18 protein-coding genes are annotated in these 20367 nt (G+C 33.5%); 8 read left to right on the top strand and 10 right to left on the bottom strand.

Annotation, left to right across the window (positions count from 1 at the left end; all coding sequences use genetic code 11):
• Positions 1-57 precede the first annotated feature (57 nt).
• On the bottom strand, positions 58-1065 hold the full coding sequence (gene meaB / locus AW14_RS01660) for a methylmalonyl Co-A mutase-associated GTPase MeaB (RefSeq protein ID WP_044637227.1): 1008 nt from the start codon (positions 1063-1065) through the stop codon (positions 58-60).
• A 350-nt stretch (positions 1066-1415) separates the two neighbouring features.
• Between meaB and AW14_RS01655 the strand changes: the two genes are divergently transcribed.
• The gene (locus AW14_RS01655; protein ID WP_044637226.1) at positions 1416-4037 is read left to right on the top strand and encodes an MGH1-like glycoside hydrolase domain-containing protein; all 2622 of its coding nucleotides are present in this window, start codon (positions 1416-1418) and stop codon (positions 4035-4037) included.
• 186 nt (positions 4038-4223) lie between these two features.
• On the opposite strand, the gene AW14_RS01650 is transcribed toward AW14_RS01655, so the two are convergent.
• Genes AW14_RS01650 through AW14_RS01630 form a run of 5 tightly spaced genes read right to left on the bottom strand, consistent with a single transcriptional unit; the run spans position 4224 to position 9774 of the window.
• Positions 4224-5714, bottom strand: a complete 1491-nt coding sequence (locus tag AW14_RS01650) for a cellulose synthase family protein (RefSeq protein WP_044637225.1) — start codon at positions 5712-5714, stop codon at positions 4224-4226.
• Positions 5711-6403 (bottom strand): glycosyltransferase family 2 protein, encoded by a 693-nt coding sequence (locus AW14_RS01645; protein WP_044637224.1) that lies wholly within the window; start codon positions 6401-6403, stop codon positions 5711-5713. Before AW14_RS01645 ends, AW14_RS01650 begins: the two co-directional genes overlap by 4 nt.
• Complete coding sequence (locus AW14_RS01640; protein ID WP_044637223.1) at positions 6400-6879, bottom strand: toxin-antitoxin system YwqK family antitoxin; 480 nt, start codon at positions 6877-6879, stop codon at positions 6400-6402. Before AW14_RS01640 ends, AW14_RS01645 begins: the two co-directional genes overlap by 4 nt.
• A 1-nt stretch (position 6880) precedes the next feature.
• Positions 6881-8470 (bottom strand): 4Fe-4S binding protein, encoded by a 1590-nt coding sequence (locus AW14_RS01635; RefSeq protein ID WP_044637222.1) that lies wholly within the window; start codon positions 8468-8470, stop codon positions 6881-6883.
• Between the two features lie 2 nt (positions 8471-8472).
• On the bottom strand, positions 8473-9774 hold the full coding sequence (locus AW14_RS01630; protein ID WP_044637221.1) for an NAD(P)/FAD-dependent oxidoreductase: 1302 nt from the start codon (positions 9772-9774) through the stop codon (positions 8473-8475).
• Between the two features lie 206 nt (positions 9775-9980).
• Between AW14_RS01630 and AW14_RS01625 the strand changes: the two genes are divergently transcribed.
• The 7 genes from AW14_RS01625 (at position 9981) to AW14_RS01595 (ending at position 16790) form a co-directional block, all read left to right on the top strand.
• Positions 9981-10694 (top strand): DUF547 domain-containing protein, encoded by a 714-nt coding sequence (locus AW14_RS01625; protein ID WP_044637220.1) that lies wholly within the window; start codon positions 9981-9983, stop codon positions 10692-10694.
• Positions 10695-10738: 44 nt separating this feature from the next.
• Positions 10739-11644, top strand: a complete 906-nt coding sequence (locus tag AW14_RS01620; RefSeq protein ID WP_044637219.1) for a hypothetical protein — start codon at positions 10739-10741, stop codon at positions 11642-11644.
• 41 nt (positions 11645-11685) lie between these two features.
• The gene (locus tag AW14_RS01615; protein WP_044637218.1) at positions 11686-12693 is read left to right on the top strand and encodes a glycoside hydrolase family 113; all 1008 of its coding nucleotides are present in this window, start codon (positions 11686-11688) and stop codon (positions 12691-12693) included.
• The gene (locus AW14_RS01610; protein WP_154662101.1) at positions 12677-13417 is read left to right on the top strand and encodes a hypothetical protein; all 741 of its coding nucleotides are present in this window, start codon (positions 12677-12679) and stop codon (positions 13415-13417) included. The genes AW14_RS01615 and AW14_RS01610 overlap by 17 nt, the downstream gene beginning before the upstream one ends.
• Positions 13414-14682 (top strand): POTRA domain-containing protein, encoded by a 1269-nt coding sequence (locus AW14_RS01605; RefSeq protein ID WP_044637217.1) that lies wholly within the window; start codon positions 13414-13416, stop codon positions 14680-14682. The genes AW14_RS01610 and AW14_RS01605 overlap by 4 nt, the downstream gene beginning before the upstream one ends.
• Before the next feature lie 42 nt (positions 14683-14724).
• The gene (locus tag AW14_RS01600; RefSeq protein WP_044637216.1) at positions 14725-15990 is read left to right on the top strand and encodes a BamA/TamA family outer membrane protein; all 1266 of its coding nucleotides are present in this window, start codon (positions 14725-14727) and stop codon (positions 15988-15990) included.
• A 68-nt stretch (positions 15991-16058) separates the two neighbouring features.
• Positions 16059-16790 (top strand): metallophosphoesterase family protein, encoded by a 732-nt coding sequence (locus tag AW14_RS01595; protein ID WP_044637215.1) that lies wholly within the window; start codon positions 16059-16061, stop codon positions 16788-16790.
• Here the strand turns inward: AW14_RS01595 and AW14_RS01590 are convergent.
• From AW14_RS01590 to arsM, 4 genes are all read right to left on the bottom strand, one after another.
• Positions 16787-17479 (bottom strand): TIGR04283 family arsenosugar biosynthesis glycosyltransferase, encoded by a 693-nt coding sequence (locus AW14_RS01590; protein WP_044637214.1) that lies wholly within the window; start codon positions 17477-17479, stop codon positions 16787-16789. The two genes, AW14_RS01595 and AW14_RS01590, sit on opposite strands and share 4 nt — an antisense overlap.
• Complete coding sequence (locus AW14_RS01585) at positions 17472-18197, bottom strand: DUF547 domain-containing protein (RefSeq protein WP_245617607.1); 726 nt, start codon at positions 18195-18197, stop codon at positions 17472-17474. Before AW14_RS01585 ends, AW14_RS01590 begins: the two co-directional genes overlap by 8 nt.
• A gap of 155 nt (positions 18198-18352) precedes the next feature.
• Complete coding sequence (locus AW14_RS01580; RefSeq protein WP_044637212.1) at positions 18353-19237, bottom strand: sterol desaturase family protein; 885 nt, start codon at positions 19235-19237, stop codon at positions 18353-18355.
• A gap of 37 nt (positions 19238-19274) precedes the next feature.
• Positions 19275-20243, bottom strand: coding sequence for an arsenosugar biosynthesis arsenite methyltransferase ArsM (gene arsM, locus AW14_RS01575; RefSeq protein ID WP_044637211.1), 969 nt, complete (start codon positions 20241-20243; stop codon positions 19275-19277).
• Positions 20244-20367: the final 124 nt, after the last annotated feature.

The following is a 20367-nucleotide window of genomic DNA, read 5'->3' as shown; positions in this document are numbered from 1 at the left end:
ATAATACGAGTATTTTAAAATGCATAAAAAAAGCAATACTTTAAAAGTGTTGCTTTTTTATTTAAAATGGTCCTTAAAAACCGACATAATATCTTCGGCTGCTTTTACTGGAGAAATTTCAGAAGTTACAATAGCGTTTTCTAATTTAGAGAGTTTGGTTTTTACCACATCACTGCCGTAGAAAAGTTGTTTTAAAGCATCATTTATGTTGTTATACATCCAGGTAATTTTTTGGTTATTTCGGTTAGATTCAAAATAACCATTTTTAACAACTAAACTTTTGTATTTTTTAACTTCTTCCCAAACCACATCGATACCTGTATGGTTAATTGACGATGCTTTGGTAACCACCGGTAACCATCCCGAATCAGATTGCGGGAAAATATGAAGCGCATTTTGATACTGTAATCGAGCAATCTCACTCGATGCCATATTATTGCCATCGGCTTTATTAATTACTACCATATCGGCCATTTCCATAATGCCTTTTTTTATACCCTGAAGTTCATCTCCAGCACCAGCAAGCATAAGCAATAAAAAGAAATCGGTCATTCCATGAACAGCCGTTTCCGATTGTCCCACACCAACAGTTTCAATTAAAATAACATCATATCCGGCGGCTTCACAAAGTAGCATACTCTCGGCAGTTTTGTTAGCAACACCGCCTAGGGTGTCGCCCGAGGCAGAAGGGCGAATATATGCGTTTTCTAAATGGCTTAGTTCTTCCATACGCGTTTTATCGCCTAAAATGCTGCCTTTCGAGCGTTGGCTACTGGGGTCGATAGATAAAATAGCGACTTTTTTGCCTTCATTGATAAGGTGTTTGCCAAATGCTTCAATAAAAGTGCTTTTGCCTACGCCAGGAACCCCTGTAATACCTATGCGAATGGAATTTCCTGAAGCTGGTAGTATGGCTTGAATTATTTCTTTTGCAAGGATTTTATCGGTTTCAAGATTACTTTCAATAACGGTGATGGCTCTGGATAAAATAACGCGATCTCCTTTTAAAACACCATCGATATACGTTTGTGGTGTTAGTCTGTTTTTAGGTTTGTATTGTGGCATTTTCTGTTAAAATTGCATACCTTAAAGATACGTATAATGTGAAAAAAAGCCATGTAAATTAAGAGTTTTATAGTTTGAAATTCATTATAAACAGCATAAAGACCACCTTGTTTTTTAAATGGCTTTTTTGGTCTGAGAGTTTTTTAATTTAAGTCTCCTTTTTTTTCTTGAAAACAAAAACAACCCTTTAATACTAACAATTAAGTAATACTTATTAAGGTATACATTATTTGCTTAAAAAAAACTTATTTTTACTTCATTCCACCATGAAAAAAGAGTTTAAACGACTTTTTAAATAGAATTTTCATTGGGTGATTCTTTAAAGCATCCAATTTTTTTAAAATAATATTATGAAGCAAAAAGGTAAAGAAGCAGAGAGATTAGCAGTATCCGATACCTATAGACATTGGAAAAAATGGGGACCATATTTGGCTGAAAGACAATGGGGGACGGTGCGCGAAGATTACAGTCAGTATGGCGAAGCCTGGGAGTTTATAGATCACGAAAAGGCGCGCAGTAATGCCTATCGTTGGGGCGAAGAGGGTATTGGTGGTTTTTGCGATTCTCTAGAAATACTTTGCTTGGCACCTGCTTTTTGGAATGGAAAAGATCCTATTTTAAAAGAGCGTTTGTTTGGTTTAACAAATAATCAAGGAAACCATGGTGAAGATGTTAAAGAGCTTTATTTTCATTTGATTTCAACACCTACGCATTCCTATGCGAAATATTTGTATAAATATCCGCAAAATGAATTTCCTTATTCCGATTTGGTTAATAACAACCGCAGAAGTCGTGAGGAATTTGAATATGAGTTATTAGACACCGGAGCTTTTAAAAACAATGCCTATTTTGATTGTTTTATTGAATACGCTAAAGCCGATGTAGATGATATTTTAATGAAAGTCACCGTGGTGAATCGTGGTAATAAAGCGGCCGATATTCATGTACTTCCGCATTTGTGGTTTAGAAATTTTTGGAAACATAACAAGCGATTTTCTAGGCCTAATATGAAATCTATTAGCGATCATTCTGTGCAATCCAGAAGTATTAGAAACGGCCGATACTATTTTTATCATGAGGATGGCGAGCAATTATTTTGTGAAAACGAAACAAATAACAAGCGTATTTATAACATGCCAAACGATGTCGATTATGTGAAAGATGGTATTAACGACCATGTTATTGCAGGAAAACCGACTGTAAATCCCGATAAAAACGGATCGAAAATGGCGGTATGGTATAAGCTTAGTTTGCAGCCAGGAGAAGAAAAAAGTGTGCGTTTGCGATTAAGCAAAAGTAAATTAGAGCATCCTTGGAATGATTTTGACGCTATTTTTAACGAACGCCTTCAAGATTGCGACGATTTTTATAACGAAACATTAAAAGAAAACCTGCCAGAAACGCATCATGGTATTGCAAAAAGTGCTTTTTCGGGGCTTTTATGGACCAAACAATTTTATTATTACGATGTGTTTAAGTGGTTGTTTGGTGGCCCAGGAGAACCTGCCCCCAGCCGAACAAATCTTAGAAATTATAATTGGCAACATCTTACCAACAGGCATATTATTTCTATGCCAGATAAGTGGGAATATCCATGGTACGCTGCTTGGGATTTAGCATTTCATATGGCTTCCTTTGTTGAGATAGACCCCTATTTTGCAAAAGAACAGTTGTTACTGGTTTTGCAAGAAAGCTATATGAATCCTAATGGGCAAATTCCGGCTTACGAGTGGAATTTTAGCGATGTAAACCCTCCCGTACATTCCTATGCGGTTTGGAGTGTTTTCGAAAAAGATAAAAATTATACAGGAAAAGGTGATATTGCTTTTTTAGAAAAGGCGTTTCAAAAACTGCTCATTAATTTTACTTGGTGGGTAAACCAAAAAGATAAAAACGGAACAGACCTTTTTGAAGGTGGTTTTCTTGGTTTAGATAATATTGGTGTTTTCGATAGAAACCATATGCCGCCCGGAATTACCCGAATGCAACAGGCCGATGCCACCAGCTGGATGGCTATGTTTACTTTAAACATGCTTCGAATGTCTTTGGAATTGGCAAAAACCAATAAAATATACGAAGAAGCAGCCGCTAAATTTTTCAGACACTTTTTAAATATTGCTTGGGCCATGCACCATATTGGTAAAAAAGATATTTCATTATGGGATGATGAAGATAACTTTTATTACGATGTGGTTGAAATGGAAAATGGTACAACCAACCGAATGAAAGTAAGATCGTTGGTTGGTATAATCCCTATGTTTGCTGTTGAAATTATACACAAGGATTTATTTGAAGAGTTAAAAGAATTTAGAATTCGCGCTAACGAAATTATTAGAACCAGACCAGATTTAGCTTCGTTAATTTCTAATTTAGATAATACCAATGAAGAAGGGAATTATTTGTTCTCTATTATGCGTGGTTTTAGATTGGAACATTTACTGAAGCGACTGTTGGCTGAAGATGAGTTTTTATCGGATTACGGGATTAGATCGTTGTCTAAATATCATGAAAAACACCCGTTTGTTTTTGAGCATCATGGGCGTCATCAAATTCAGTATGAGCCTGGAGAAAGTCGCTCGGGGATGTTTGGTGGAAATTCCAACTGGCGTGGTCCTATCTGGTTGCCTTTAAATTATATGATTATTCAGTCGTTGCGTAAATATTATACTTTTTATGGCGATTCGTATGTTTACGAGTTTCCAACAGGTTCTAGCAATAAACTTAATTTGAAACAAATAGCTAACGAGCTTTCTAAGCGTTTAATTAAATTGTTTGAAAGTAATGAAGATGGTAAGTTTCAGTACCATGCAGATGATAGCGATAAGATGTTTAGTAAAGATCCGCATTTTAAAGATTTACATCTTTTTTATGAATTCTTTGATGGCGACAATGGTAAAGGTTTAGGGGCATCGCATCAAACGGGATGGACGGCTTTAATTGCTAATTTAATTATGGAATTAGACGAAGACTAGTATTTGTTAATAATACGGATTTTTAGTTTTAGAATGCCTCTGGCAAGTACCTGCGTTAGCGATTGGAGTGGCATCCTTTTTTGAGGTACGAGAAAAAGATATAACGAAAAGCGCGACCTTACTTGGTTATTTTCAAACCAAGTAAGGTCGCGCCCTTAAAATTATTATAAGAAAGCTTTTATTAGCTTATACTTTTGAAGTGATTGATTTTACAAATACGTAGCCAAATCCTAAAAATAGCATAAGGTGAAATGGAAATAACCCGAAATCGCCTCCTTGGTTACCTACTATAAATGCACTGTACATACCGAATGCGAAGTATAGCATTAAGATGCCTTCGAATATAACGTGTACCGATATGGTTTTTTTGATGTATTTGTTTTTCTTCCAGCTATCTTTTATAGAATTGATGTTGAATTTTGGAGTTCTTACAAATTCACTTTTCTTACCCCAATGGCCTTCTAATACGGCAATGGAATTGTGGAGTGAAAAGCCCATAGCTATTGAGAAAAACACGAAAAACATACCAATGTATCGTATAAAGTTTTTTATACCACTACCATAGGTGTTTTTGTACATAAACCAATAGCATATAAAGAATATGATGGTGCTTATTACAAAGAAACTCATTATATAAAAGTAGGGTTTTAAATGGGTGTACTCGTTTTTAATGTAAAGCATTGGGATACTTAGTATACCAACAATTAATACGTTTAAAAACATGGTACTGTTTAATAAGTGTAATAACCCGTGTACTTTTGTTTTAGTAGAGATGTTTTCGTTTTTAAGAACACGCCACATCATTTTTTTGAAGTTTTCTGCGCCTCCTTTATTCCATCTAAATTGTTGCGAACGTGCTGCACTAATTACTATTGGTAATTCGGCAGGTGTTTGTACGTTTTCTAGATATTTAAATTTCCAGTTTTTTAATTGGGCACGGTAGCTTAAATCTAAATCTTCGGTTAGGGTATCGCCTTCCCAGTTTCCTGCATCGATAATACAGGTTTTACGCCATACACCAGCAGTGCCGTTAAAGTTAATAAAATGTCCTTTGCTGTTACGACCCACTTGTTCTAGTGTAAAATGTGCATCAAGGGCAAAAGCTTGAATTTTAGTAAGCAGAGAATAATTGCGGTTTAAATGTCCCCAACGGGTTTGTACAACGCCAATGTTTTCGTCTTTAAAATATGGAATGGTGCGTTTTAACCAATCGGTTTCTGGAAGGAAATCGGAGTCGAAAATGGCAATAAATTCGCCTTTGGCAATTTTTAATCCTTCTTTTAAAGCACCAGCTTTAAAGCCTGTACGGTCGGTACGTGTTATGTGTTTAATGTCTAAGCCATTGGCTGCAAGTGCTTCTACATGGGCACGTGTAGATTCTACAGTTTCGTCTGTAGAGTCATCTAAAACTTGTATTTCTAACTTGTCGTGTGGATAATCAATTTTAGCAATGTTATCAAGTAAGCGTTCCATAACGTACATTTCGTTGTACACAGGAAGCTGAATGGTAACAAAAGGAACCTCTTCGGGGTTCGAAAAATCGAATGATTCACTATTATCTTGCTTTCTTTTAGAAGATAAATAGTTAAAAAGAAGATTTAATTGCGCTAATGCATACATGAATATAAGTAATAGTGCAATGGTGTAAATAATGATAATTGTTGTTTCTAGAATCATTTTTTAAAACTGTATTTGAAAATCCAACTTAAGATTTTTACGCCTGCAAATATACTACCTTTTATGGTTCCTGAAACTTTTGAGACACCAATTCTATCTCTATAATTTACAGGAACTTCTGTATACGACAATTTATGTTTTAAAACCTTTAGTTGCATCTCTACTGTCCATCCGTAAGTCTTATCTATCATATTGATTTTTAATAACTTATCGTATTTAATTGCTCTAAATGGTCCTAGGTCGGTAAATTTTGCGCCGTAAAAAATACGCATTAATTTTGTTGCTAACCAATTACCAAATATTTGCGGAATGGTCATAGAACCTTTTTCTCGCAGGTTTTTAACGCGAGCTCCAACGACAAAATCTATATTTTTATCAATAATTGGGGCAATAATTTTTGTTAATTCTTCTGGATAATCGCTGTAGTCTCCATCTAAAAATACAATAATATTTGGTTTTATTGGTTGGTTGGCTATGTAGTTAAGACCTTTAAGGCAGGCATAACCATACCCTCTTTTTTCCTCGTTTAATACAGTGGCGCCTGCTTTTTTTGCATGTTCCTCTGTTTTGTCGTTAGAATTATTGTTAACAACAATAATTTCATCAACTATTTTAGGAATATCTTTTATAACAAGTGCAATTGAATCTGCTTCATTATAGGCAGGTATAATAACTTTAATTAGAGTCATTTAAGGTCGCTTAGTTTGTTTTCTCTTGCAAAAGAGGTAAAGTTAGTCCATTCTTTCAATTTTTTCCCAGCTTTATATTTAGCAGCTGAAATTATTTTTTCGTTCTCATACATCAAACAATATCCGTTTTTTTGATCGTTTTCTAACTGGCATTTGTGGTTTATTTTTTCCATAGTATCATAAAAAAGCCACCAGTTATTTTTTTTACCGTTCGTATAGTGACCTTCAGATTCTAAACTACCATTTTGATAATAAAAATACCAATATTTTACAGGTTTGTTTTGATGAAAATGTCCTTCTTTTTGAATAACACCGTTGGTGTAGTAAAATTTCCAGTAATCTTCTTTTGCTCCGTTCACAAGCCACCCTTCAGATTTTATAGTACCATTTTCATAATATGATTTTTCATAGGTTTTTTTTGCTGAAAGATTTGTAATAGTAGTCAATAGACTAATAAACATGATGATAATTTGCATTTTATTTTTTATTTACAAAGTCCATTAAATTAACATCGTTACCTAATAAAATTTCTGTTGGGTTGATGCGTCCTTTCATAGAATCGTTTTCTAATTTTAAAACACCACGAGGGCATACAGCAGAACAAATGCCACAACCCACACAACTAGAACGCACAATGTTTTCTCCTTTTTGAGCATAGTGTCTTACATCTATTCCCATTTCACAACTGTTAGAGCAATTTCCACAAGAAATACATTGGCCGCCATTAGTTGTAATTCTAAATTTTGAAAACAACCTTTGTTGGAAACCTAGAATGGCAGCCATTGGGCAACCAAAACGACACCATGAGCGACTGCCTAAAATGGGATAGAAACCAGTACCAATAACACCCGAAAAAATAGAGCCAATGTATAAACCATAAGCAGATCTTAAAGCGCTGCCTTTTACAAAGAAAACATGCTCTGTAGTTCCTGTAAAATGCATTATTAGTAATAGCCCTATGGTCGCGAAAAAACCAATGGCCCCATATTTAGCATCTTTACCCAATTCTTGTCTTTTAAAGAACATAACACCAGCAAAAACTAATGTTAAAAAACCAATAACTAAAGCGATGAATACACCTTTTGTTAGCCAGAAATCATTTTTCTCATTACCTAGATACGTGTATACCATAGCGGTTGTCATTACCACAGAAAAGACCAATACTGCATGGATTAACCAACGCTCTAATTTCCAAGCAGACATTTTTTTTGATGATAACTGCCTAAAGGAATCGCCCGCAGTTTCGGCTAAACCACCACAACCACAAACCCAAGAGCAATACCAACGCTTACCAAATTTATATGTTAAAATGGGTGTGATTACAAATATGGAAATAATACCAAATAAAATTAAAGCTAAACCAATGTTGCCGTTAGAAAGAAAGCCTTTTACAGACCACTCATCAAAAATATAATAGTTAAGTGGCCATATACTTTTTAAATCGTAGTATGGTAAACTATTATTCATAACATACATAAATTCGGGAATAAGGAAAGCAAACCCTAATTGAAAAAACATCACCGAAATAGTACGTATTTGTTGGTAGCGGTTGTGCCTATATTTTAATATGAATTTATAGCCAAAAGCTAAAATTGCAACGGTGTATAGGGTTCCGTAAACAAACCATTGGCTTGCTGGTCTGCCGCTTAATAATTTACTTAAAGGGTCGAATAATCCAATTAACCCCGAATTTTCTGTGCCGTTTGTTCCCAATCCTAAATATTTGGGAAAGAAATATAGTATAATGTAAAAGGTAGTTAGAATAATACCAACAATCCAACCCCAAATACCTCGTGAGGAAATGGATTTAAACCAAACACCATCATTTTTAATGCCTTCTAACTTGGTTAAATAGGCATCTCTAGAATATACAATAATTCCAACAGAAATTAATCCTAATGATAGACTTAGAAATAGTGCCTTGTTTGGAAAGTTAGTATTAAAAAGGGCTAGTGTTAAAATGAACAACCCTATAACACCTATGGCAAGTGCTACTTTTTGTTTGTTTGAAATATCTACAGCATCTGGTTTTGCCAGAGACATGCTATGGTTTAATTTATTACTCATCGTTATGCTATTTGAAGTCTGTTATTGTAAAATGAAAGAATATCTTTTTCGTGGTGTTTGTAAAATTCGGGGTCGAAGTTTGCCTCGCCTAAATGGTTCATAACATAATCAACATCTCGTTTTTCTGTTAACCATGTATCAAAAACCTCATGGCGCATCCTAATGCCAAAAGTATTGATGCCTAAAAACAATTTTGTTTTTTTATCGTAGCATACGGTTATGCATTTAGTGTCGTCATGATGTTTCCAATGGGAATGAGCTTCGTTTTCACGAGGTTTTGCAAATACCCATCCATAAGTTTGATACTCAATATCTAAAAATTTCGCAGAATTAAACCAATGCCCTGGTTTATATTCAATACGGTTTCCACAAATGGTTTGGGCAACCGTTTCGCCCATCATACGTCCAGTGTACCAAACGGCTTCAATGGGTCTGCGTTGGTCTATGCCTTCGTGTTGTTCGGCACAATCGCCAATAGCAAAAATATCAGGAATGTTAGTTTCTAAATAGCGATTTACTTTTACGCCTCTTCCAATTTCAATATTCGAATTTTTAATAAAATCGATATTTGGGGTTACTCCTGCGGTTAATCCAACAACATCGCAAGGTAATTCTTCGCCAGTTTCTTCTATAATTACAGATTTTACTTTGCCGTTTTCATCAGAAATAATCTCTTTTAAATTGGTCGATAAACGCAAGTCTATGTGATGATTTTTAATATGTCTGTTTATCATTTCGCTTTCACCTTTTGGTAAAACGCCATTCCAAAAGCTGTCTTCTCTAACTAAAAAAGTAACAGGAATTTTTCTGGAATTTAGCATTTCTGCGAGTTCTATACCTATTAAACCACCACCAACAATGACAGCACGTTTACATACTTTATTGTTTGGAGCGTATTTTTCAAGATTTTCTAAATCTTGTTTGTGGTACATGCCCATAACACCGTCTAAATCTTGCCCCGGCCAACCAAATTTATTGGGTTTGCTTCCTGTTGCAATAATTAGCTTGTCGTATGTAAGCGTCTCGTTATTTGCGAATAAAAGTGTTTTTGATTTTGTTTCGATCTGTTTAACATAACCCTTTTTAAGATTGATTCTGTTTTTCTCCCAAAACCAATTCTCATAAGGTTGGGTGTGCTCAAATTTCATGTGTCCCATGTATATGTACATGAGAGCTGTACGAGAGAAAAAATAATCAGTCTCTGCTGAAATGATGGTAATTTTTTTGTCGGAAAGTTTTCTAATATGTCTTGCAGCAGTGACGCCAGAAATTCCGTTGCCTATAATCACGATGTGTTCTTCCATAAATTTTGGTTGTTATGTGTTATTAGGTCGAAACTAAAGATAAGAACTTAATACAGCGCTTTAATTTAGAACAAATTTAAATTGCTTATTTTTTGTAAGGAATTGTTTAGTACTGAGACGCGAAAAATCTTTTATTTTTTTTGAAAGTTTATTGAAATTGAGTAGACCTAATGGGAAGTTAATAAGAATTAAAAATATTTAAAAAAATGAAAAAAATTAAAATTACCATAGTATTGTTGTTTATAACTATAGCCATTCAGGCACAAGATATAAATATGTTTTTTAGTAAAGCCGATGCTTTTTTTAACTCACATGTATCTAACGGTAAAGTGGCTTACGATAAAATCATTGATAAACCTGAAGCACTTAATGAGGCTTTAAAATTAGCCAAAACTATTTCAGTAGATAAAAGCGATACGAAAAACTACCAAGCATTCTGGATTAATGCCTATAACCTATCTGTAATTAAAGGGTTGATAGATTTATATCCCATAAAATCACCTTTAGATAAACCAGGTTTTTTCGATAAAATAACCCATAATTTAGCAGGTGTGAATATAACCTTAAATGATATTGAACATAAATTGTTGAGAGCACAATTTAATGACGCCCGTTTTCATTTTGTTTTAGTTTGCGGAGCCGTTGGCTGCCCACCACTTATTAATAAAGCATATTTGCCAAATACCCTAGAGGCACAATTAGAAGGCCAAACAAAAAAGGCTATAAACGGAGATTTTATAAAAGTAAATGATAAGAAAAACCGTGTAGAAGTATCTCAAATAATGGAATGGTATAAAGAAGATTTTACAATGAAAGGCAAAGATGAAATTGACTTCATTAACAAATACAGAACAGAAAAATTGGAAGGTAAATGGAAGGTAAGTTACTTCCCTTACAATTGGACAATTAATAAACAATAACATCAAATTTTTAAAAACGAAATAATAAACCAAAAATCAAAACAATGAAAAAAATAATAGTAATAGCGTTGGCATTAGTAGCGATATCGTTTAACGGATTTTCGCAAGAAGAAGCACAAGAGGAACGAAGTGTAATTCAAACCTATACCCCATCAATTCTTCTTAAAAAAGGACAGTGGGATATAAAATGGTTTAATAATATATACACTGAAACTTCAGATTTATTTGGCAATCAAGAAGGGACACAGAAACGAGATATACCTAGAAATACATTTTTTACATCTTCAGTTGATATATTTACTGGAATTTCAAACAATAATAGGTTAAACATAGGGCTTTTGTTTGAGGTAAGATCTAATGCTATTGGTGGGAGAAAAACACTAGATGTGTTTTCATTTGATGGCGAGAGAGGAACAGCGCGTTCAGGTTTAACATCGTTTGCACCAGCAATTAAATTTAATCCAATTAAAAGTGTAGGTAATTTTACCATTCAAACCGCATTTCATATTCCATTAATAGATAATGAAACTGAAGATGGGGTGTTTTTAGACCAAGATGGTTTTATATTTCAAAACCGTTTTTTCTATGATTATAGTTTTGCAGGTGGTGATTGGCAATTTTTTACTGAGTTAAATACAGAGTATAATTTTGGAGAGCAAGAAAGTTTTGCATACAATAGTTTACGTTTAACTCCTGGGGTGTTTTTAAGTTATTTTCCAAGTTCTAAATTTACAGTATTAGGATTAGCACAACATATAGAGCTTATCTCTTTTGGTGCTAACGACGCAGGCGCCAACGATTTTAGTCAAAGTGCTACAATTCTTGGTGGTGGCGCAAAATATCAATTAACAAATGCACTAAATGTGGAGTTTCTGTACTCTAACTTTCTGTTTGGAAAAAAGACAGGATTAGGCCAAACATTTAACGTAGGTCTAAGAGCATTATTTTAATGATAAATGGTAAATTAGGAGTTTGCTAATTACATGTCAACATGAAAAGAATCAAATTCCTAATAATTATCTCAATCATTCTTGTAAGCTCTTGTAAAGCCCAGTTAAAAAAAATAAATGGTGTTAGCTTCGTGGCATCCAGGGAGCAAATAAATGAAAAACACGTTAAACCATTGATCGACATCCATGCAAATTATGCAGCTGTAATGCCCTTTGGTTTTATTAGAAATTTAGAGCATCCAGATATTGTTTTTAATACAGACAGACAATGGTTTGGTGAAACTCGAGAAGGTGCGAAACAATACATTGAAACTCTTAAAAAAAAACATATCAAAATTATGCTAAAACCACAAATCTGGGTTTGGCACGGCGAGTTTACAGGGAATATTAAAATGCAAAGTGAAGCCAATTGGAAAATTTTAGAAGATTCTTATACTCGTTTTATTTTGGAATTTGCTGCATTGGCAGGTCAAACCAACGCAGATATTTTTTGCATCGGAACCGAATTAGAAACATTTGTGAACAATAGACCAGAATACTGGTTTGATTTGATAAATAAAATAAAATTGGTTTATCATGGTAAGTTAACCTATGCAGCCAACTGGAACGAGTTTAATAGTACACCGTTTTGGAACGAATTGGATTATGTTGGTATTGATGCTTATTTCCCAGTTAGTACAAGTAAAACACCAACTTTGGAAGAGTGTCTTAAGGGTTGGAAATCGCACAAAAATGATATAATTCAAACTTATAAAACCTATAATAAACCTATTTTATTTACCGAATATGGCTACCGAAGTGTAGACTATTCTGGAAAACAACCTTGGGAAAGTAATCGAGATATGGATCAAGTTAATCTTGAAGCCCAAAACAATACCACCCAAGCTTTGTTTGAAACATTTTGGGATGAAGATTGGTTTGCTGGGGGTTTTGTTTGGAAATGGTTTATTAATCATGACGAAGTTGGTGGTGAACAAAATTTCATGTTTACACCACAAAACAAACCAGCCGAGGCTATAATAAAAACATACTATGAAACTCATAAATAAAATAAGTTACATCTTTATAGTGTTAATGATTTTATCTTGTTCAAATTCAGATGAAGCAATTGCTCCAACAAGTTTAAAATCATATTTAAATTCGAATCGTTTTGAAAAAGGTGCTGTGATAGCTTGTTCGGCTAGCGATATGGAAACAGCCAATGTTTTAACCTTTTTCTACCCAGTACTTAATGCCGTAAATGCCCGACTTTACGAAACTACTTCTGTTAACGTCAACCCGTTAGATTTTGAAAATTACACACAAGTATTTCTTGAAAGTGAGCCTATTTTTAATGGTTATTTAAGACGATTTTCTCAAGAATCTTCAGTAGAAAAATGGCTTATAGTTACTTTCGAGCTTGAAAATGAAATAAAGGTTTCCAATCCAATACGGTCCAAGCAATTTTCCAAGCCCACACGGTGGCAAGATATAGTTAGTATAAACCAATCTCAAGTAGGGATGCCCCTATTTTCTTGGCCCGATAATCCGTTTGGCGATAATGCCATTTATTTTCAGATAGTTTCAGATGGTAACGATAATTTATTGTCTGGCACTTATACCAACCAAAACCAATTTCAATATTACAAATTGGATAATGTAGTTTTAAATATTACTAGAGAAACACCACCTATACTTCAACTAAATACTTCCTATAATTTTACTTTAATGGATGTTAGTTTAGATAATTGGGTAAATGCAGTTACCCTTAACAAGAGCTTTGTAAAACAATGAAATATATAAAAGTAATCGCATTCTTATTGTTTATAACTTTATCAAATGCACAGGAAAATAGAGTTACTCAAGTTATAATTAATGGCAATAAAAGAACTAAAACTCCTTTTTTAAAAAAATTAGCGTTTGTAAAATCAGGAAGCATCTTAGATACTACAAGAATAGCATCTGATGTTAGACGATTAAAACTATTGCCATCGGTAGCAAATGTTGAATATAGTTTGGAAAATAAAGAAGATGGCTATCATTTAACCTATACAATTGTAGAAAATTTTGCTATTATTCCTGGGTTTAACATTGCTACCGATAATAATAATGAGTTGGCTTATAGATTTTCAGTTTTCGATTTTAATTTTCTAGGAAGAAACCAATTAATAGGCGGATATTATAGTAGGGATGTCTTCAATTCTTATGGAGCTTTTTGGGAAGCACCTAACTTGTTTTCTCGCAAGTTTGGTATTGGTGCAAACTATCAAAATATAGTATCGCAAGAGCCGGTTTTTTTTGATAATAACCAAGATGTAAACTATAAGTTTAGTACAAAAGCTTTTCAGATTAGTTTGATGTACGAACCAAATTTCAATAATCGTTTTGAGTTGGGTTTAAATATTTCTAATGAAGATTATAAGTTTTTAGAAGGCAATTTACCTCAAGGAACGCCATCTGAATTAGGTGCAAATAAAGTGGCTATAGTTGGTGAATATGAATACAATAATATCAATATTTTTTATCAATATCTTGAAGGCTTTAGAAGTCTTTTTACCTACAGATTTGTTACAGGATCTACTGGTCAGAACGATTTGTTAACTAATTTTTTTATAGGCAGAAACGACTTTGAATATTTTAAGCGAATAGGTGCAAAAGGTAACTGGGCCAATAGATTAAGATTAGCTTACGCTTCCAACGACGATACACCATTTGCTCCTTTTGCGGTAGATAATCAATTAAACCTTAGAGGCGTTGGTAATACCATAGATCGGGGAACAGCTTCTATTGTTTTAAATACAGAGTATAGGCATACCTTGTACGAAAAAGGTTGGTTTGTACTACAGAGTAATGCCTTTTTAGACGCTGGTACATGGCGAAACCCTAGTGGAAATTTAAATGAGCTTATAGATGGTAGTACCTTGCGTGTTTACCCGGGTTTGGGTATTAGGTTTATACATAAACGCATATTTAATGCAGTTTTTAGAATAGATTATGGTATTGGAATAGGCGATAAAGCTACAAATGGAATTGTTTTTGGTATAGGACAATATTTTTAAAAATATTATATTATTTTTAAGCTATGTAAAATAGCCCCATATATGCCAAAAAAAATTATTGCTATTCTCTTTTTTACTTTTTGTCTTTTGGCTTTTGGGCAGAGTAAAAAAATAGTTTATGACCTAAAAATACAAGGTAATAAAAAAGTTAAAACAAGTTTTATAAAAATGATATCCGACATTAAAGCGGGTACTGTTTTAGATTCAACGTTGCTAGAAAATGATATAATTCGTTTAAAACGCTTACCATCTGTATCTCATGCATATTATCAAGTATTTCATTCAGAGGGAGATAAGTACAACGTGTTTTATAATATTGAAGAAAATTTTACTTTAATTCCTTCGGCAAATATTTTTACCACAAATGATGATGAGTTCGCCTACCGTTTAGGACTAAGCGAATTTAATTTTTTAGGGAGAAGCATCATCTTGGGAGGTTTTTATCAAAAAGATATTTACGATAGTTATGCCATAAACTTAAGAGCTCCTTTTTTGTTTTCTAAATCGCTTGGATTAGCTATAAATTATCAAGATTTAACGACTCTTGAGCCTGTTTTTTTTGATAACTCTTCATCAAATTATAAGTACAACAACACATCTTATGAAGTTCTCGGGCTTTATCAATTTGACTTTAATAACAGGTTAGAATTGGGTCTGAATTATTTTGTTGAAGATTATCAATATAAGTCTGGAGCCACAAACCCTAATGTACCTCTAGAATTAAATGTGCATAAATGGTTAGCAAAAGGTATTTATGAGTTTAATAATTTAGATTACAATTATCAATATATTTCTGGTTTTAGGAGTTTATTTAATTTCCAATATGTAACATCAACCGATGTGATATTGCCAGATTTTTTTATAGGATGGAACGATTTTTTTTATTTTAAGCGTATAGGTAGAAAGGGTAATTGGGCCAACAGGTTGCGCTTAGGACTATCAAGTAATGATGAAACACCCTTTGCGCCATTTTCTGTAGATAATAATTTAAACATTCGTGGCGTTGGAAATATTATCGACAGGGGGACTGGTGTTGTTGTACTTAATACTGAATATCGACACACATTAATCGATAAAAACTGGTTTGTATTACAAGGCAACGTTTTTGTAGATTCGGGTTCATGGAGAAATCCTGGAGGTGATTTTGGAGATTTTGGAAAATCTCAAAATGTTAGAATATATCCGGGCTTAGGTATCCGATTTATCCACAAAAAAATATATAATGCCATTTTTAGATTAGATTATGGCTATGGTATCACACCAAACGCCACCCAAGGCTTTGTTTTTGGAATTGGACAATATTTTTAATCTAAAATTAATATTGTAAAGTCTATTTCTATACAGAAACTTTTAGCTTTGTGAAAAATAGTAGTTTTATGAGTACCTATGCAATTGGTGATATTCACGGAGGATTAAAAGCTTTAGTTCAAGTTTTAAATAAGTTAGAAGTTAAAGATGACGATACTCTTATTTTTATGGGCGATTATGTCGATGGATGGAGCGAAGCGGCACAAGTAATTGAGTTTTTAATAGAACTTTCTGAAACTATTAATTGTATTTTTATAAAGGGAAATCATGATGTTTGGTGTGAAAACTGGTTGAAAACCGGCCAGGTAAACCAAACGTGGTACATGCATGGTGGTAAAGAAACCATGGACAGTTATATGCGTTTTTCAAAAGAACAACGCGCGACCCATTTAGAGTTTTTTGAGAATTTACAACTAACTTATTTAGACGATAAAAACAGGTTGTTTCTTCACGCAGGATTTACCTCGCCTCATGGTATTGAAAAAGAGGTTTATAAAGAAACTTTTTATTTCGACAGAACGCTTTGGGAAATGGCTTTAGCCCTAGATAAAAGCATTGAAAACGACTCTGTTTTGTACCCAAACCGATTGAAACATTACAACGAAATTTATATTGGTCATACACCTACCATAAACTTTAATTCTTTCGAGCCTATGAATGCAGCCAATGTATGGAATGTAGACACGGGCGCTACTTTTTTTGGAAGATTAACAGGAATGAATATCGATACGAAAGCCTTTGTTCAGAGCGATATTGTTAAAGATTTATATCCAAACGAAAAGGGACGAAATAAAAGCTAGCAAATATGTTTTTTATAATAGGAATGTAAGCTTATAGGATTTTCTCCTAACCATTTTTTAAAGTGAATAACCAGAAAATGATATTGCAACTTCCAAACACCAATTTTTTCATACAATCTAGCCGAAGTTTTAAGTTTAGAATTAATAACTGTAAAACACTTTCTTTTATATAATTCGTTTATTAAAACAGAATCTTCACAAATAATATAATGTTCGTTGTAACCACCAACAGAGTTAAATAGTTTTTTGGTAATAAATAAACTTTGGTCGCCGCCTCTACAAATACGCCAGTTAAATTGTGTAAACCAACCACAGAATTTTAGCCACCAATGCGTGCTGTTAAATTCCATTCTAAAACAACCCGCTACATTTCCAGTTTTTATGTTTTTAATAATAAGTTTATCAAAATTTTTGGGAGGAAACGAATCGGCGTGCAGAAAATAAAGAATATTTCCTGTAGCATGTTTCGCGCCAACATTCATTTGTTTAGCACGCCCTTTTTCTGAACCGATAAGTGCGACCTCTTTGTACTGTTTAACTATATTTTGAGAGCCATCGGTACTGCCACCATCAACAACAATAATTTCCGATTGAATATGCATTGATGTATTACAAATAATATAATTTAATAGCGTTTCAATGCCTTCAGCTTCATTGAGAATAGGTATGATGATTGAAATTTTATTCATTCAAATTCCAATTGTAATCTTTATAATTTATTTTAGCTTTAGAAGCTATTTTGATATCAGAATATTTATTTAGAAAATCTATTATAGAACCATCTTGCTTAAAATCTTTTGAAAACCATTGAAAGATTTTAGAAATTTGCACATTGTTTTCTTGAATATTATTTCTACTAGAATCAGTTAAAAATGCTTTGGTAGCTTCTGTAAGTTGTGTTTCTAATTTCGATGCTTCAAACGCTTCATTTTGTAATTTTGGACAAGATACCGATGCGCAAACAATGGCAAAGTGTATACGAGGTTCATTCATTTTTCTTAGAATCTCATGTTCTATATCATTTAAGTTAAACCATTTTTCTCCAAATTTCCATAAACGTTGTTCCCAAGGATTATTTATGTCTTTAATACTATTTAAAGGGTAATTTTGTAAAATTAAATCGATGGTTAATGCATTATATGCATTAATCCAATAAGATAGTTTCTCTTCTTTATTAAGCGATTTTAAATGATCGTTGTTGTAGCTTAAATTTAAATCATGTATGTAATCGAGTAGCTTTTTATGTTCTGTCTTAAATGATTTATAATTTACAATACCATCTTCAGACACATGTTTTTGTAATAAGTCATCCCAAAGTACATGGATTGAAATAAAGGGTTTTGTTAGTACTTGATTAAACTCTGTAGTATCATCTATTATGATTTTTTCTTCTTTTTCATTATTCATTGAGGAGGGTTTATTCAAGGATATAGAACTTAACTCCAAAACGCTATCATTAATTTTTTGAGATTGAGTTTCTTTATTATGTGATTTATTAATGATGGTTTTACTTCCAGAACAGGATAAAATAAAACTGATTATTGTTAAAAATAAAATATTCTTCATTTCTTAGTTAATGGATAAAGTTCTTGATTAATAAAGTCTTTCGGGAATGCTTCGTCACCTTCAAATCCCAATTCAATATCGCGACCACTGTATGGAATGTAATTGGTTTTAAATATGTAATCCCAAATGCTTAGTGTTAAACCATAATTCATACCATACTTTAAATGCTTAGGTAATTGTTTGGCATGGTGCCAGATATGCATTTTAGGATTGTTTAAAATGTATTTTAAAAAGCCATAATTCCATCCTAGATTAGCATGATTTAAATGTCCAATGGTAATGTTGAAAAAGTGAACAATGGCAATATCCTGTGCGCTATAATTAGCAATTAAGGCTAACGGTATATAGCGCAACGAGTTGTAAACAACAGGCTCCATCCAATGGTAGCGTAAATGAGCTGCAAATCCCATTTCTTTAACGCTGTGGTGTACTTTATGGAAATTCCAAAGAAATGGCACACGATGCAATAATCGGTGGGTATTCCATTGAAAAAAATCGTTAACAATAAATAAAATAAACAGACCTAACCATTTTGGTAAATCGTTGGCATTAAATAATTGAAGATTGGAAAGTGATAAGCCTATAGTATTTAAGATGTCGTTAAAAAATACAGCAGCAGTGTTTGATAGCGCTATTAAAACAATTAAGTTAAGTATGAAGAAATTAAAAAACATGTAAAAAGTATCTAGCCAGAAATCTTTCCTGAAAACCGATTGGTTTTTTCGCCATGGAAAAAGAATTTCTAAACCCCAAACCACGAGCGAAATAATAATTAAACCATAAAAATAATTATCCCAGTGGTTCACCGAAATTAACTCGTGTTTTAAGTAATTCCAATAACCACTATAAGAATTTTTTATAATGTCTAAATATTTATCCATTTAAATAACTTTTACAATAGAATACTTGTTTTTATTTTTAACAACAGCCTCCGCCATCATAATGATAAGTAGATTCACTAATAAATATATCATTTCTGTTAAGCGCTGCCAAAGCTCCAGCGGTTTTATCGCAAATGGCTAATGGCTGGTTTTTTAATAAAACATGCCCAAGTTTATCGTCAAAATAATCTTGGTCGCCATAATAAATCGCGGCTTTTCCGGTAAAAATACATGGTCCATCTGCTGGCATGGGGTCTTTTATGGCTGCTACTTCAATAGACTCAATATAGATTAGTTCGTCTGTTGGATAGTTTTTTGGGTCGAGAATTCTGTAGGGTTTTCTAGCGCGAATTTCTATAGTGCCAAATCCTGCATCGGTAAGTGCTTTTACATATTCTGCAATGGGTAAACTACCACTCAGGCACAAAGCACGTAAGCGTTCGTCGTTGCGAAGTGTTTCATTCATGGGTTGCTCGCAAGTGGGATCGCTCATTACCAGTTTACCATGAGGTTTAAGTACTCGATACATTTCGGCAATGGCTTGTTTTAAATCGTCTGCCTTAAAAATGTTAAACAAGCAGTTTTGAGCGGCCACATCAATACTGTTATCGTCCACAGGAAGATGCATAGCATCTCCTTTTTTAAGAGCAACAAAATCACTTTTAAACCAATCGTTTTGAGCTTCGGCTTCGATGAAGTTTTTTCTAGATGCCTCAAGCATTTCATCGACAACATCTATACCAATAACCCCATCTTTTTGTCGTGAAAAATAAGCGAATTGTAATAATTCCATACCGCCACCAACACCAACATATAAAATTTTAGGATTATTGGTTAAATCGCGTGCATGCACCGTACTACCGCACCCGTAATTCATTTCTTGCATTATTTTTGGAATTTTTAATCCTGGTAATTCCCAAATGGGGTTGGTGGTACAGCATAAACCCACATCGGGAGTTAATGCTGCTTCTTTGTATACGTTGTGTGTAGTTTCTAGATAACTCATAATTTTATTTTTTACTTGTTAAACAAGTTGAATGTTTGTTCTGCGTTGCGTTAGGGATTGAAGTGAAAAGCCCACAGTGACCCCGTTGTTTCGGGGGAACGCGGACTTGTAGCGAAAAGCCCGA

This window comes from Siansivirga zeaxanthinifaciens CC-SAMT-1 (assembly GCF_000941055.1).
In the GTDB taxonomy this organism is placed as follows: domain Bacteria; phylum Bacteroidota; class Bacteroidia; order Flavobacteriales; family Flavobacteriaceae; genus Siansivirga; species Siansivirga zeaxanthinifaciens.
The sequence above is the reverse complement of the archived record's forward strand: the minus strand, read 5'-3'. Positions and strand labels throughout refer to the sequence as shown.